This window comes from Amycolatopsis iheyensis (genome assembly GCF_024703995.1).
Lineage (GTDB): Bacteria > Actinomycetota > Actinomycetes > Mycobacteriales > Pseudonocardiaceae > Amycolatopsis > Amycolatopsis iheyensis.
Window position 1 is genome coordinate 152,253 of record NZ_JAMXQV010000020.1, and the last position, 13,658, is coordinate 165,910.

A 13,658-nucleotide genomic window follows, 5' to 3' on the forward strand; every position below is an offset into this window, starting at 1 on the left:
GCGGCGTCGTTACAGCCGGGATCGCGGCGGGCGCGCGGAAGTCGTCAGACTTCGAGCGCCTTGGCGTTGCGTAGCACCTTCGACCACGCCGGGTCCGCACACAACATGCAGGCAGGCCCGAAGAAGACGCCGCGCGCCTGCGAGTCGCCCGCGAGCCAGTAGCGGAACCACGCGGTGAGCGCGCCGCGGAAGCCGCCGCCGTCGCCGGCCGGGGTGAAGTGAGTGGCCCCGGCGAGCTCGGCGTAGACGGCGGGCACGTGCAACGCCGCGTAGTAGCGCGGGATCACCAGCAACCCCGGCAGGACGACGACATCGAACTGGCCGCCGAAGAAGAGCACCGGGCCGTGCAGGGCGCCGACGGACCCCTGCGGTCCCGGCTCGATCGGGACGGTGGTCGTGACGAGCGGATCGGCGCCCGCGGCGATGGCCCCGCCGCCGCCCTGGGAGTGCCCGGTGGCGCCGACGTGCGCGGTGTCGATCCGGCCGAAGTACGCGCTGCCCGGCCGGGCGTTCTCCGCGATGAGCGTGCGGGCGCCGTCGAGCATCTCCCGGCCGGTGCCGGAGTTCGTCGTGTCGGCGGCCGCGACGACGAAGCCGTAGGACGCGAGGTGGCGCAGCAGCCCCGCGTAGACCGCCGGCACCGCGCCGGTGCCGTTGCCCCAGACGATCACCGGGTGCGTGCCGGTGCCGAGGTCGGCCGGGCGGAAGACGGTGTGGGTCGCGTCGAGGGCCTCGCTGACGACGGCGTACGGGCCCGGCTCGGCCCAGTCCACCGGCGCCGCCTGCGCGGGTTGGGGCACCACGAAAAGAGCCGTCAAGAGCGCCACGAGCCACAGCCGTCGCATGTCTTCTCCCTGTCACGTCGTCGGAACAGTCAAGAACATGATCGGACGGCGAGCCGGGCGGCCTGATTGTGATCCGACACAAAGAACCGCCGTCATCTCTGAGCGTTCTCCCAGGTCGTCTCCCCCGACCTGTGACGCACCATGACCTGCATCACTTACTGACGGGTAACTGGAGGAGTCGGAATGCGGGTCACCAACGGCGGTGTCAAGCGAACCCTGGCCGTGCTCGCCGCGGCGCTCACCTTCGGCGCGGTCGCGCCGGCGGTCGCGGACGCGGCGCCGAGCAACGGCTGGAACGACTGGGGCTGCCGGCCGGGCGCCGCCCATCCGGAGCCGGTCGTGCTCGTGCACGGCCTCGGCGCGAACGACACCGTCAACTGGTTCTTCCACGCGCCGAAGATCGCCGCCCAGGGGTACTGCGTCTTCTGGCTGACCTACGGCACCGGGATCCTCGGCCCCGGCGTCGGCGGGCTCGCGTCCATGCGGGACAGCGCCGCGCAGCTCGGCCGGTTCGTCGATCGCGTGCGATCCACGACCGGGGCGGCGAAGGTCGACATCGTCGGGCACTCCGAGGGCAGCACCATGCCGGCGTACTACCTGAAGTACAACGGCGGCGCGGCGAAGGTCGCGCACTTCGTCGGCTTCGGCGCGAACTACCGCGGCACCACGCTCGGCGGCCTCGACAAGCTGGCGAAGGCGCTGCTGACCACCGTCCCCGGCCTCGACCTGGTCCTGCGGACCGCGTGCGGCTCGTGCAAGGAGTACCTGGCGCCGTCGGCCTTCCTGGACGACCTCGGCCGCGGCGGGGTGCACGTCGCCGGGCCGACGTACACGAACATCGTCAGCAAGTACGACGAAGTCGTGACGCCCTACACGAGCGGGATCATGAACGAGCCGGGCGCGACGGACATCGTGCTGCAGGACTTCTGCTCCTCCGATGCTTCGGGGCACCTGAGCCAGGCGGTCGACCCGAACGTCACCGGCTTGATCCTGCACGCGCTCGACGCGTCCTACACGCCGAAGTGCACGCCGTTCACGCTTCCGCTGTGAGCGGGTTCTGGCCGAGGTACCGCCGCCCGTTCTCGGCGGACTCCCGCACGGCGTCGAACCCGTACGCCACCATCGCGGACTCGTAGGCCGCCACGGCGTCGAGCGGCGGGGATCCGGCCAGCGCGGAAGCCAGCACCGCACCGTCACGCAACGCGGTGTTGGCACCCGCGCCGCCGGCCGGGCTCATCGCGTGGATCGCGTCGCCGACGAGTGTCACGCGCGAGGGCTCCCACTGCTCGATCGGGATGCTGGTGCGGATCGGCTGCGGGAACGTCGCCGGGACGTCCCAGTGCTCGACCATCGCCCGCGCCAGCGGGTGCCAGCCGTCGACCAGTCCCAGCGCGACCTTCCGCAGGTCGCCGGGGGTCATCGCGGCGAGCTCCGCCTCGGTGTGGCCGACGACTTCCCAGCGCGCCCCGACCGAGCACGTCATGTACGGCTCGTCGTCGCGCAGCCGCAGGTCCGGCGCGAGCCGCGCGCACGCCTGGGCGACCGGCTCCGGGTAGTCGACCGGCGCGAACCCGGCCATCGTGCGATCCGGGCCGACCATCATCGAGAACACCGCGAACATCTCCGGCTCGAACAGCGCCCGCGCTTCCGCGGTGAGCGGGATCCGGCCGTAGAGGTGCACGAGGCCGGCGTCGACCACCTGGGCGTGCGGGAGATAGTGCCGCCGCACCGCGGAGTTGATGCCGTCCGCGCCGACCAGCAGGCTGCCGCGGGCGGAAGTCCCGTCGGCGAAGAACGCGGTCACGCCGTCTTCGTCGGTCTCGTAGTGCGTGAACCGCTTGCCGTAGGCGACTGCCTGGCCGTGTAGCAGGATCTGCCGCAGGGTGAAGCGGTTGATGTTGAGGTGCGTGCCCTCGTCTTCCAGGCGGGCACGCAGCCGCAGCCGGTCGTCGTAGACGTTGGTGTGCGGCAGCGCGCGTCCCGCGGTGGCGCGGAACAGTTCGTGCAGCTCGGGCGGCAGCACGTCGTGCAACGCCGAGTCGCCGACGCCGCTGATGTGCAGCCGGTACCCCTGCTTGCGCGCACCGGGCGACTCGTCCCGTTCGTATACCTGGCACGGGATTGCGGCTCGCCGCAGACCGCGCGCCAAGCTCAGGCCACCCAGACCGGCGCCGATGATGATCACGGACACAGCTGTCCCTTCGTCGCTTCCGAGGAAGGGACGCACAGGTGAGCCTGCTGGTGCTGCCCGGACTAACCCATACCGGACTGTGTCTTCGCGCGTCCTCGCTTCCGACGTTAGCGCACCCGATCTCCGGCGCGCCACACCGAGTACGTGAGCGGCACACCCGGCCGGTAAGCCAGGTGTGTCACCGACGGCGCGTCGAGGACATGGACGTCGGCTCGCGCACCGGGCCGCAGGAAGCCCACGTCCTCACGGCGCAACGCCTTCGCGCCGCCCGCGGTGGCCGACCAGACCGCCTCTTCGATCGTCATCCGCATCTGCAGCACCGCCGTCGCGACGCAGAACGCCATCGACGTCGTGTACGAGCTGCCCGGGTTCGCGTTGCTGGCCAGCGCAACGGTCGCGCCCGCGTCCAGCAGCCGCCGCGCCGGGGCCAGGGGCTGCCGGGTCGACAGGTCGCACGCGGGCAGAAGCGTCGCCACGGTGTCCGAGGCCGCGAGGGCTTCGACGTCGGCATCGCTCAGGTAGGTGCAGTGGTCGACGCTCGCCGCGTCCAGCTCCACCGCGAGCCGCACGCCCGGGCCTTCGCCGAGCTGGTTGCCGTGCACGCGCAAGCCGAGCCCGCGTTCGGCGGCGGCCTTCAGGACCCGTGCCGACTGGGCCTCGTCGAACGCGCCCGTCTCGCAGAAGACGTCCGCCCAGCGCACGGCTCCGGCCACCGCGTCGAGCATCTCGCCACAGACGAGGTCCACATAGGACTCCGCGTCGGCGCCCGGCGGCACCAGGTGCGCGCCGAGGAACGTGACCTCGTCGGCCACCTCGCCGGCGATCCGCGCACTCCGCGCCTCGTCTTCGACCGTGAGGCCGTAGCCGGTTTTCGTCTCCAGGCAGGTCGTCCCCTGCCGCGCCGCCTCGTCGACGTGCCGGCGCAGGTTCGCCGCCAGCTGCTCGTCGGACGCCTCGCGCGTCGCGCCGACGGTGATGGCGATTCCACCCGCCGTGTAAGGCTTTCCGGCCATCCGCGCTTCGAACTCGGCCGTGCGGTCGCCCGCGAAGACGAGGTGCGTGTGGCTGTCGACCCACCCGGGCAGCACCGCGCGGCCTTCGACGTCGACGCGCTCGTCGGCGTCCGGCGCTCGACCGGCCGGGCCCACCCAGGCGATCTCCCCGTCGGCCATGACCAGCGCCGCGTCGGTCAGCCGGCCCAGCTCGGGGTCGTTCGTCGTCAGCTCGCCGATACCCGTGATCAGGACTGCCACAGTGCCTCGATCTCCTTCGCCAGGACGGTTTCCGGTCGCTCGATCAGCTGGTGCGCACCCTCTCGCACCACTTCGCGGCCCGCCACCACGACGTGCCGGACGTCGGCGCCGGCGGCCGCGAACACCACGCCGGACGGCTCGATCCCGGCCGTCCGGACGGAGCCCAGCCCGACGGTGACCAGGTCGGCGCCCGCGCCTTCCGCGAGCCGCCCGACCTCGGGCCAGCCGACGGCGGTGTGATCGGTGCCGGCTTCGAGGAGCTCCTCGGCGGTGAACCGGCCCCGTTCCTCGCTGGCCAGCCGGTCGTCCAGCTCCAGCGCGCGGGTCTCCTCGAAGGCGTCGACGACGGCGTTGCTGTCGCTGCCGATGCCCAGGCGGACCCCGGCGTCCCGCAGCTCGCGCGCGGGGCCGATGCCGTCGCCGAGGTCGCGCTCGGTGGTCGGGCAGAAGCACGCGCGAGCCCGGGCGGCGCCGAGCCGGTCGATGTCCTGCCCGGTGAGGTGGGTGGCGTGCACGGCGACGAGCCGGTCGGTCAGCACTCCGCGCTGGTAAAGGAGTTCCGTGGGGGTGCAGCCGTAGGCGACCTGGCACTGCTCGTTCTCGGCGCGCTGCTCGGAGAGGTGGATGTGCACGACCCGCGCACTGTCCACAAGCGACAACTCGGCGGCCGGCACCGCCCGCACCGAGTGGATCGCCGCGCCGACGCGGAACAGCTCGTCCTCCGCCAGTTCGGCCCCCCGGGCAGCCCACGCCGTCGCCGAGCCGTCGGAGAACCGGCGCTGGACCTCGTCCGGTTCGACGCCGATGCCGCCCGCGAGGTAGCAGGTGTCCAGGAGGGTCAATCGGATCCCGGCGTCCGCCGCGGCCTGCCGCAGCGCCGCACCCATCGCGTTCGGGTCGGCGTAGGGCTTCCCGCCCGGCGCGTGGTGCAGGTAGTGGAACTCGCCGACGCTCGTGTAGCCGGCCAGGACCATCTCGGCGTAGACCCCGCGGGCCAGCCGGTAGTACGTGTCCGGGTCGAGCCGGGACGCCAGGGAGTACATCCGCTCGCGCCACGTCCAGAACGTGCCGCGTTCGTGGTGCGTCCGGCCCCGCAACGCGCGGTGGAAGGCGTGCGAGTGCCCGTTCGCGAAGCCGGGCAACGTCAGTCCTTCCAGCACGGTCCCGGCGCGCGGCGAACCGGGCGTCACGCTCGTGATCCGGCCGTCCGCGACGTCGATCCGGACCCCGGACGCGATCCCGCCGGGCAGCCAGGCCTGTTCGCACCAGAAAACTGTCGGTGCCGGGCGATAGGCTGGAAACGGGGGGCGCCCCCGCGGGCTGAAGGTCATCGCGCCAGCCGCTCCAGGACCGTGGCCAGCGCCGCGGCGCCGGCCTCGACGTCGTCGGACTCGGCGAACTCCTCCGGCGAGTGGCTGATCCCGGTCGGGTTGCGCACGTAGAGCATCCCGGCCGGGACGAACCCGGCGAGGATGGCCGCGTCGTGCCCGGCCCCGGTCGGCAGCTCCGGCGGCGTGCCGAGCCAGCCGCCGAGGTCGCGCCGGAGCGTGTCGTCGAACACGACGTCGTCCGAATAGGACTCACGGGTGACGGTGACCCGGCAGCCCTCTTCCTTAGCGGCGGCCTCCGCGACGCGGGTGATGTCCTCGACCAGCGCCGGAGTGGCGGTGCCGGGCACCCGCGCGTCGAGCCAGAGGTCCACAGTGGACGCGATGACGTTGGTGCCGCCGGGGGTCGGGACCAGCCGGCCGACGGTCGCCCGCGCGTCCGGGACGCCCGCCGCCAGCCGCCGGACCGCGGTGACCGTCGCGGCGGCGGGCAGCATCGGGTCGGCGCGGTCGGCCAGCAGCGTCGCGCCGGCGTGGTTCCCCTGCCCCTCGAAGGAGAACCGCCACCGCCCGTGCGCGATCACCGTGCTGCCGACGGCCACCGGCGCGCCGAGGTCGATGAGCCCGCGGCCCTGCTCGACGTGCAGCTCCAGGAACTTCCCGACCAGGCCGAGCCGCTCGGGATCGGGGCCGATCAGCGCCGGGTCGAAGCCGGAGCGCGCGGCCGCCTCGGCGAACGTCACGCCGTCGGCGTCCCGCAGCCCACGCGCCTTGTCCGCGTCGATCGTGCCGGTGAGCAGCCGCGAGCCGAGGCACGGGACACCGAACCGGCCGCCCTCCTCTTCGGCGAACACGACGACGGCGAACGGCTTGGCCGGCCGGAACCCCTTGTCCCGCAGGTTTTCCACCGCGGCCAGCGCGCTGACGACGCCGAGTGGCCCGTCGAAGGCGCCGCCGCCGGGAACGGAGTCGAGGTGGCTGCCGGTGACGACGGCGTCCGGGCCCGGCGGGCCCCACCAGGCCCAGATGTTGCCGTTGTGGTCGGTGTCGACGTCCAGCCCGAGGCCGAGCGCGCGCTCGCTGAACCACGCGCGCAGGTCGTTCTCGGGTGCGTCGAAGGCGTGGCGCGAGTAGCCGCCGCGCTTCGGGTCGCGCCCGACGTCGCCGATCTCGGCCAACAGCCCCGAAGCCGTCACGCCTGGTCCCGCATCGGGATCCGCACACCGCGTTCGTCGGCGACGTCGTTCGCGCGCTCGTAGCCGGCGTCGACGTGCCGGATGACGCCCATGCCCGGGTCGTTGGTGAGCACGCGCTCGAGCTTCCGCGCGGCCAGCTCGGTGCCGTCGGCGACGCTGACCTGGCCGGCGTGGATCGAGCGGCCCATGCCGACGCCGCCACCGTGGTGGATCGACACCCAGCTGGCGCCCGACGAGGTGTTGACCAGCGCGTTGAGCAGCGGCCAGTCGGCGATCGCGTCGGAGCCGTCGGCCATGCCCTCGGTCTCGCGGTACGGCGAGGCGACGCTGCCGGAGTCGAGGTGGTCACGCCCGATGACGACCGGGGCCTTCAGCTCGCCGCTGGCGACCATCTCGTTGAACCGCAGGCCGGCCAGGTGCCGTTCGCCGTAGCCGAGCCAGCAGATCCGCGCCGGCAGGCCTTGGAAGGCAACGCGTTCGCCGGCCAGCTTGATCCAGCGCGCGAGGGATTCGTTCTCCGGGAACAGTTCCAGCATCGCGCGGTCGGTGGCCGCGATGTCCTCGGGGTCACCCGAGAGCGCCGCCCAGCGGAACGGGCCGTTGCCCTCGCAGAACAGCGGGCGGATGTAGGCGGGCACGAAGCCTGGGAAGTCGAACGCGCGCTCGCAGCCGCCGAGCTTGGCCTCGCCGCGCAGGGAGTTGCCGTAGTCGAAGACCTCGGCGCCCTTGTCCATGAACCCGAGCATGGCCTCGACGTGCTCGGCCATCGACTCGCGAGCGCGGTCGGTGAACTCGTCGGGCTTCTTGGCCGCGTAGTCGTGCCAGTCTTCGACGCTGATGCCCTTGGGCAGGTAGGAAAGCGGGTCGTGCGCGGACGTCTGGTCGGTGACGATGTCGACCTCGACGCCGCGGCGCAGCAGCTCCGGCAGGATCTCGGCGGCGTTGCCGACGACGCCGACCGACAGCGGCCGCTTCTCCCGCTTCGCGCGGGTGACGCGCTCGATGGCGTTGTCGAGGTCGCCGGAGACCTCGTCGAGGTAGCGGTGCTCGACGCGGCGTTGCGCGCGCTGGGCGTCGCACTCGATGACCAGCGCGACGCCGTCGTTCATGGTCACGGCGAGCGGCTGCGCGCCACCCATGCCGCCGAGGCCGGCGGTCACGGTGAGCGTGCCGCGCAGGGTGCCGCCGAACTTCTTCTTCGCGACCGCGGCGAACGTCTCGTAGGTGCCCTGGAGGATGCCCTGGGTGCCGATGTAGATCCACGAACCCGCGGTCATCTGGCCGTACATGGTCAGGCCCTGCTGCTCGAGGCGGCGGAACTCCGGCCAGGTCGCCCAGTCGCCGACGAGGTTCGAGTTGGCGAGCAGGACGCGCGGCGCCCACTCGTGCGTGCGGAACACGCCGACCGGCTTGCCGGACTGGACGAGCAGCGTCTCGTCGTCGTCCAAAGTGGTCAGTTCGCGGGTGATGGCGTCGAAGCTGGCCCAGTTGCGGGCGGCCTTGCCGGTGCCGCCGTAGACGACGAGGTCCTCGGGGCGCTCGGCGACCTCGGGGTCGAGGTTGTTGTGGAACATGCGCAGCGCGGCTTCGGTCTGCCACGACTTGGCGGTGAGCTGGGTGCCGCGGGCGGCACGGACGACGCGGGACATTCTCAGACCTCCAGACGGGCGGCGTCGAGGACGGCGCCGGAGCGGACGAGTTCTTCGGCGGCCGCGATCTCGGGCGCCAGGTGCCGGTCGGGGCCGGGGCCCGCGACCTTGGTGCGGAGCAGGTCCCGGACGCGGCCGGTGACCGGCGACGGCTCCAGCGGCGCCCGGAAGTCGAGCGCGCGGGCCGCCGTCAGCAGCTCGATGGCGAGCACGGTCGTCAGGCCGTCGACGGCCTTGCGCAGCTTCCGCGCGGCCGACCAGCCCATGGAGACGTGGTCTTCCTGCATGGCGCTGCTCGGGATGGAGTCGACGGACGCTGGCACGGCGAGCCGCTTGAGCTCGCTGACCACCGCGGCCTGCGTGTACTGGGCGATCATGTGGCCGGAGTCGACGCCGGGGTCGTCGGCGAGGAACGGCGGCAGGCCGTGCGAGCGGGCCTTGTCGAGCATCCGGTCGGTGCGGCGCTCGGCGATGCTGGCGACGTCGGCGACCGGGATGGCCAGGAAGTCCAGCACGTAGGCGACGGGCGCGCCGTGGAAGTTGCCGTTGGACTCGACGCGGCCGTCGGCCAGCACGACCGGGTTGTCCACAGCGGACATCAGTTCCCGGTCGCCCACCAGCTCGGCGTGCGTGAGGCTGTCGCGCGCGGCGCCGTGGACCTGCGGGGCGCAGCGCAGCGAGTAGGCGTCCTGGACGCGGTTGCAGTCCGGGCCGCGGTGGCTCTCGACGATCTTCGAGCCCTGCAGGGCCTGCCACATCCGCGCCGCGGACGTCGCCTGGCCGGGGTGCGGGCGCAGGGCCTGCAGGTCGGCGGCGAAGGCGCGGTCGGTGCCGAGCAGCGCCTCGACGCTCATCGCCGCGGTGATGTCGGCGACGTCGAACAGCCGGTGCAGGTCGGCGGCGGCGAGCAGGAGCATGCCGAGCATGCCGTCGGTGCCGTTGGTGAGGGCGAGCCCCTCCTTCTCGGCGAGGACGACCGGCTCGATGCCGGCCTGCTTCAGCGCTTCTCCGGCTTTTTGGATCTCTCCGCGGTACGTCACTTCGCCCTCGCCCATGAGCGCGAGTGCGACGGCGGCCAGCGGCGCGAGGTCGCCGGAGCAGCCGAGCGAGCCGTACTCGTGGACGATCGGCGTGATACCGGCGTTGAGCAGGGCCGCAAGCGCTTGCGCGGTCCCCGGCCGGACGCCGGTGTAGCCGCTGGCGAGGGTCCGCAGCCGCAGCAGCATCAGCCCGCGGACGACCTCGGTCTCGACGGCCGGCCCGGCACCCGCGGCGTGCGAGCGGATCAGGCTGCGCTGCAGCGCGGTCCGGCTCTCGACGGGGATGTGACGGGTGGCGAGCGCGCCGAAGCCGGTCGAGACGCCGTACGTCGGGGTGACGGCGTGAGCGAGGTCTTCGATGTGCTGGCGGGTCGCGGCGAGGTTCTTCTCGGCCGCGTCCGAGAGCCCGACCGGCGCGTGGCCGCGGACGACGTCGACGACCTGGGCGGCGGTCAAGGGTTCGGAGCCCAGGAGCACTGTTTCCGGCATGGGCCCATTGGACAACGTCCTTCCCGCTGGTGGGATAGCCCATGGAGTGGTTCTGTCTGGCATCCCAGACACCCGGACTACCCTGGCCCCAAGCGCCCCAATGTGGCGTTGGGTGCATCCAGCGCACCCAATGTGGCGTTCGGTGCGTCCAACGCACCCAACGCCACATTGGGGCGCATTCGGCTGGGAGGTTCGGTGGGTGACAGCAGTGAGGTGCCGGCGCTGCGTCGCGGGCTCGCGGTCCTGAGGCTCCTCGCCACGCGGCCCGGCCCGGTGACCGCTGCGGCGATCGCGCGTGAGGCCGGCCTCCCCCGGTCGACCACCTATCACCTGCTCAACGAGCTGGAAGCCGCCGGCTTCGTCGTGCACCTGCCCGCGGAACGCCGTTACGGCCTGGGCATCGCCGCGTTCGAGCTCGGCTCGGCCTACCTGCGGCACGACCCGCTCGAACGGCTGGCCGGGCCGTTGCTGCGCAAGCTCGTCGACCGGGTCGGGCACACCGCGCACCTGGGCGTGCTGCACGGCAACGAGTCGCTCTACCTGATCAAGGAGCGCCCCGCGCGACCGGAAACCCTGGTGACCGAGGTGGGTGTCCGGCTGCCGGGTCAGCTCACCGCGTCCGGCCGGGCGATCCTGCGGCACCTGCCGGCCCCGCACGTGCGGGCGTTGTTCCCCGCGGCGTCGGCGTTCGTGCTCCGCACCGGCCGCGGCCCCGCCACTCTGGCCGAGCTGCGCCGCACGTTGACGGCCGAGCGCCGCCTGGGCTGGTCGGTCGAGGACGGCCACGTAACGGCCGGCTTCGCCTCGGTGGCCAGCGCCGTCTTCGACCACGGCGCCCGCCCGATGGCCGCGATCAGCGTGACCCTTCGCCACCACTGCGCGGCGGAACCGTGCACGGAAACCTGGCCCGAGCTGGCGTCCGAGGTGGCGGCCACGGCGGCCGAGCTGACCAGCCGGATCGGCGGCCACCCGGGCTGACGCGCTGGTGCGATCGGGGCAACTGTCACCGAACGGCTCGATTCCACTCCGCTGGGTTATTACCGTTGCTGAACAGCGGAGGGGCGCCGGCCATGGATGACGCACGGGTGACGAGGGCCGGGTTCGGCGCGGTGCTCGCCGTCGCCGAGTTCCGGGCCATGTGGGCCGCCGAGCTGCTGTCCGTCTGCGGCGACCAGCTCGCCCGCGTCGCGCTCGCGGTCCTCGTCTACCAGCGCACGTCGTCGGCCGCCCTGACCGGCCTGACCTACGCCCTGACGTACGTGCCCTCGCTGCTCGGCGGGGTGCTGCTGGCCGGCGCGGGTGACCGGTGGCCACGCCGGGACGTCATGGTCGCGGCCGACCTGGCGCGGGCCGCGCTGGTCGCCGTCATCGCGATCCCCGGCGTCCCGCTCTGGGTGTTGTGCGTGCTGGTCGCGGCGCTGACCGCGCTGGGCGGGCCGTTCAAGGCGGCGCAGCAGGCGTTGCTGCCGACGGTGCTCGCGGGCGAGCGGTACCTGGTCGGGATGGCCCTGCGGAACGTGACGATCCAGGGCGCGCAGCTGGCCGGCTTCGCCGGTGGCGGGCTGCTGATCGCCGCGCTCGCGCCGTCGGCCGCGCTGGCGCTGGACGCGGTGACGTTCGTGCTCTCGGCGGTGTTCCTGCTGGCCGGTGTCCGGCGGCGGTCGGCGGTCGCGGCGGCGGTGCGCCCGGCCTGGCTGTCGACGACCGGCGCCGGCATCCGGCTGATCTGGCGCGATCCGGCCCTGCGGACGCTGGTGGCGCTCAACTGGCTGGCCGGGTTCTACATCGTGCCGGAGGCGCTGGCCGCGCCGTACGCGGCCGGGATCGGCGCGGGCGCGACGCTGGTGGGCCTGCTCATGGCGGCGGACCCGGCGGGCAGCGTGCTCGGCGGGATCGTGTTCGGGAAGTGGGTCCCGGAGCGCGTGCAGGTCCGCCTGCTCGGCTGGCTCGGAATCGCCGCGGGGCTACCGCTGGTGGTGTTCGTCTTCCGGCCGGGGCTGGTGCCGGCGGTGCTGCTGCTGGCGGTGTCCGGGCTGCTGGCCACGGGCTACAACATCCAGGGCACGGTGTCGTTCATGCGGCGGGTGCCGGACGAGCACCGCGCGCAGTGCGCCGGCGTGAACTCGGCGGGGCTGATCACGGTGCAGGGGGTGGGCGCGGCCGCGGCGGGCGCGCTGGCCGACGTGCTGAGCCCGGCGCACACCATCGCCGTGGCCGGGGCGGCGGGTGCCGCGGTGGCCGTGCCGATCGCGAGGGCGTGGCGCCGGGTCGGGCGGGAGGATCCATGACCTCAGTTGTCGCGTCCGCACATGGCGCGCCTCCCTTCGCCACCTCGAGCCGGACCGGCTCCGTCACCGGCCGGACACCATGAGTATGCGGATCGGCGGCGGCCACTCGCGCGCTGTACCACGCTTTCGTGACGTCCTCGTGGCTCCACGTCACTGGACCCTGTGGTCACAGGGGCCGCGAGTGATTGTCTACTGCCTGCTCACCGAGGTGACGGCGGTGGTGCTGACGCTGCGGCCGTACCCCGTCGCGGTGGACCGGCGGACCGCGTTGATCCTGGTGGCGCTGCTGGTCCTCGGGGTGCTCCAGTCGGAGACGGGCCGCCGCGTGGAGCGCATCCGCCGCCGGGTGTCGGGCACGCCGCACATCAACATGACGTCGGTCTGGACGTTCGCCGGTGTGCTGTTGCTGCCGCCGTTGCTGCTGTGGGTCCTGGTCTGCGGCCTGTACGCGCACCTGGCGATCCGCAGCTGGTACCGCCTGCAGCGCGTCCCGGCGTCGAGGACGATCAGCAACGCGGCGATCATCCTGCTGTCGTGTTACGCGGCACAGGCGGTGCTGCGGGTGTCAGGGTTGTCGGACATCCGCTCGACGCTGGGCCACAGCTGGGCCGGCACGTTCGCGGTGGCGGCGGCGGGCGCGACGTTCTTCGTGGTCAACGCGCTGCTGGTGCTCCCGGCCCGCCGCGAGATCGGCCGCACCCCGGAGGCGCTGTTCGGCACCTGGTCGGACAACGGCCTGGAGGTGGCGACGCTCTGCCTGGGTGCGTTGAACGCGCTGGCGCTGGCGACGCTGCCGGGCCTGGTGGTGCTGGTGCTCCCTCCGTTGCTGCTGCTGCACCGGACGGTGCTGGTGAAGCAGCTGGAGGTGGCGGCCCACCGGGACGAGAAGACGGGCCTGTACAACACGAACGGCTGGCATTCCCTGGCGGAGCGGACACTGGCGACGGCGTCCCGCCAGCACTCGACGTTCGGCTTGCTGATGCTGGACTTGGACCACTTCAAGCAGGTCAACGACACCTACGGCCACCTGCCGGGCGACGCGGTGCTGCGCGCGGTGGCGGAGGCGATCATCGCGGCGGTCCGCGGCCGAGGCGACGCGGTCGGCCGGTTCGGCGGCGAAGAGTTCGTGGTGCTGCTCCCGGGCATCGCCCACCCGGACATCGGCGCGGCGGCAGAGCGCATCCGCCGCGCGATCAGCGCACTGACGGTCCCGGTGGGCCAGCTGTCGATCACCGGCCTGTCGGTGTCGATCGGCATGGCGATCTACCCGACGGCGGGAACATCACTGCAGCGCCTGCTGGACGCGGCGGACACCGCGCTCTACCACGCGAAAGCAACGGGGCGGAACAAGGTGGTCCACGTAGCGGACCTGGTGTGAG

The 13,658-nt window shown here is 72.8% G+C and carries 11 protein-coding genes; 4 read left to right on the plus strand and 7 right to left on the minus strand.

Annotated elements, in window-relative coordinates; genetic code table 11:
- Nucleotides 1–44: 44 nt before the first annotated feature.
- Entirely contained in the window at nt 45–845 is an 801-nt protein-coding gene (locus M8542_RS33215) for a poly(ethylene terephthalate) hydrolase family protein (RefSeq protein ID WP_257924256.1), read from the minus strand.
- A gap of 183 nt (nt 846–1,028) precedes the next feature.
- Here M8542_RS33215 and M8542_RS33220 point away from each other — a divergent pair, with 183 nt between their 5' ends.
- A complete protein-coding gene (locus M8542_RS33220; protein ID WP_257924257.1) occupies nt 1,029–1,895 on the plus strand; it encodes an alpha/beta hydrolase family protein in 867 nt (288 codons plus the stop codon).
- Here M8542_RS33220 and M8542_RS50440 read toward each other — a convergent pair.
- The 6 genes from M8542_RS50440 to hutH all read right to left on the minus strand — a co-directional run bounded on the left by M8542_RS50440 (nt 1,879) and on the right by hutH (nt 9,991).
- Nucleotides 1,879–3,036, minus strand: a complete 1,158-nt coding sequence (locus tag M8542_RS50440) for an FAD-dependent oxidoreductase (RefSeq protein WP_257924258.1) — start codon at nt 3,034–3,036, stop codon at nt 1,879–1,881. The two genes, M8542_RS33220 and M8542_RS50440, sit on opposite strands and share 17 nt — an antisense overlap.
- Before the next feature lie 107 nt (nt 3,037–3,143).
- Nucleotides 3,144–4,289 carry an imidazolonepropionase gene (gene hutI, locus M8542_RS33230; protein WP_257924259.1) on the minus strand — a complete coding sequence of 382 codons (1,146 nt, stop codon included), beginning with the start codon at nt 4,287–4,289 and terminating at the stop codon, nt 3,144–3,146.
- Nucleotides 4,277–5,620 carry a formimidoylglutamate deiminase gene (locus M8542_RS33235; RefSeq protein ID WP_257924260.1) on the minus strand — a complete coding sequence of 448 codons (1,344 nt, stop codon included), beginning with the start codon at nt 5,618–5,620 and terminating at the stop codon, nt 4,277–4,279. Before M8542_RS33235 ends, hutI begins: the two co-directional genes overlap by 13 nt.
- Complete coding sequence (locus tag M8542_RS33240; protein WP_257924261.1) at nt 5,617–6,813, minus strand: allantoate amidohydrolase; 1,197 nt, start codon at nt 6,811–6,813, stop codon at nt 5,617–5,619. Before M8542_RS33240 ends, M8542_RS33235 begins: the two co-directional genes overlap by 4 nt.
- The gene (gene hutU / locus M8542_RS33245; RefSeq protein WP_257924262.1) at nt 6,810–8,462 is read right to left on the minus strand and encodes a urocanate hydratase; all 1,653 of its coding nucleotides are present in this window, start codon (nt 8,460–8,462) and stop codon (nt 6,810–6,812) included. The genes M8542_RS33240 and hutU overlap by 4 nt, the downstream gene beginning before the upstream one ends.
- A 2-nt stretch (nt 8,463–8,464) precedes the next feature.
- A complete protein-coding gene (hutH, locus tag M8542_RS33250) occupies nt 8,465–9,991 on the minus strand; it encodes a histidine ammonia-lyase (protein WP_257924263.1) in 1,527 nt (508 codons plus the stop codon).
- Nucleotides 9,992–10,186: 195 nt separating this feature from the next.
- Between hutH and M8542_RS33255 the strand changes: the two genes are divergently transcribed.
- The 3 genes from M8542_RS33255 to M8542_RS33265 all read left to right on the plus strand — a co-directional run bounded on the left by M8542_RS33255 (nt 10,187) and on the right by M8542_RS33265 (nt 13,657).
- Entirely contained in the window at nt 10,187–10,969 is a 783-nt protein-coding gene (locus M8542_RS33255; RefSeq protein WP_257924264.1) for an IclR family transcriptional regulator, read from the plus strand.
- A gap of 92 nt (nt 10,970–11,061) precedes the next feature.
- Nucleotides 11,062–12,279, plus strand: a complete 1,218-nt coding sequence (locus M8542_RS33260) for an MFS transporter (RefSeq protein ID WP_257924265.1) — start codon at nt 11,062–11,064, stop codon at nt 12,277–12,279.
- Between the two features lie 139 nt (nt 12,280–12,418).
- Nucleotides 12,419–13,657, plus strand: coding sequence for a GGDEF domain-containing protein (locus M8542_RS33265; RefSeq protein ID WP_372508676.1), 1,239 nt, complete (start codon nt 12,419–12,421; stop codon nt 13,655–13,657).
- Nucleotide 13,658 lies beyond the last annotated feature (1 nt).

What these genes read in the sequence shown, in the direction of transcription:
- M8542_RS33215 (WP_257924256.1), bottom strand. Translation starts at nt 845, where the DNA reads ATGCGACGGCTGTGGCTCGTGGCGCTCTTGACGGCTCTTTTCGTGGTG.
- hutU (WP_257924262.1), bottom strand. Translation starts at nt 8,462, where the DNA reads ATGTCCCGCGTCGTCCGTGCCGCCCGCGGCACCCAGCTCACCGCCAAG.
- hutH (WP_257924263.1), bottom strand. Translation starts at nt 9,991, where the DNA reads ATGCCGGAAACAGTGCTCCTGGGCTCCGAACCCTTGACCGCCGCCCAG.
- M8542_RS33235 (WP_257924260.1), bottom strand. Translation starts at nt 5,620, where the DNA reads ATGACCTTCAGCCCGCGGGGGCGCCCCCCGTTTCCAGCCTATCGCCCG.
- M8542_RS33260 (WP_257924265.1), top strand. Translation starts at nt 11,062, where the DNA reads ATGGATGACGCACGGGTGACGAGGGCCGGGTTCGGCGCGGTGCTCGCC.
- M8542_RS33220 (WP_257924257.1), top strand. Translation starts at nt 1,029, where the DNA reads ATGCGGGTCACCAACGGCGGTGTCAAGCGAACCCTGGCCGTGCTCGCC.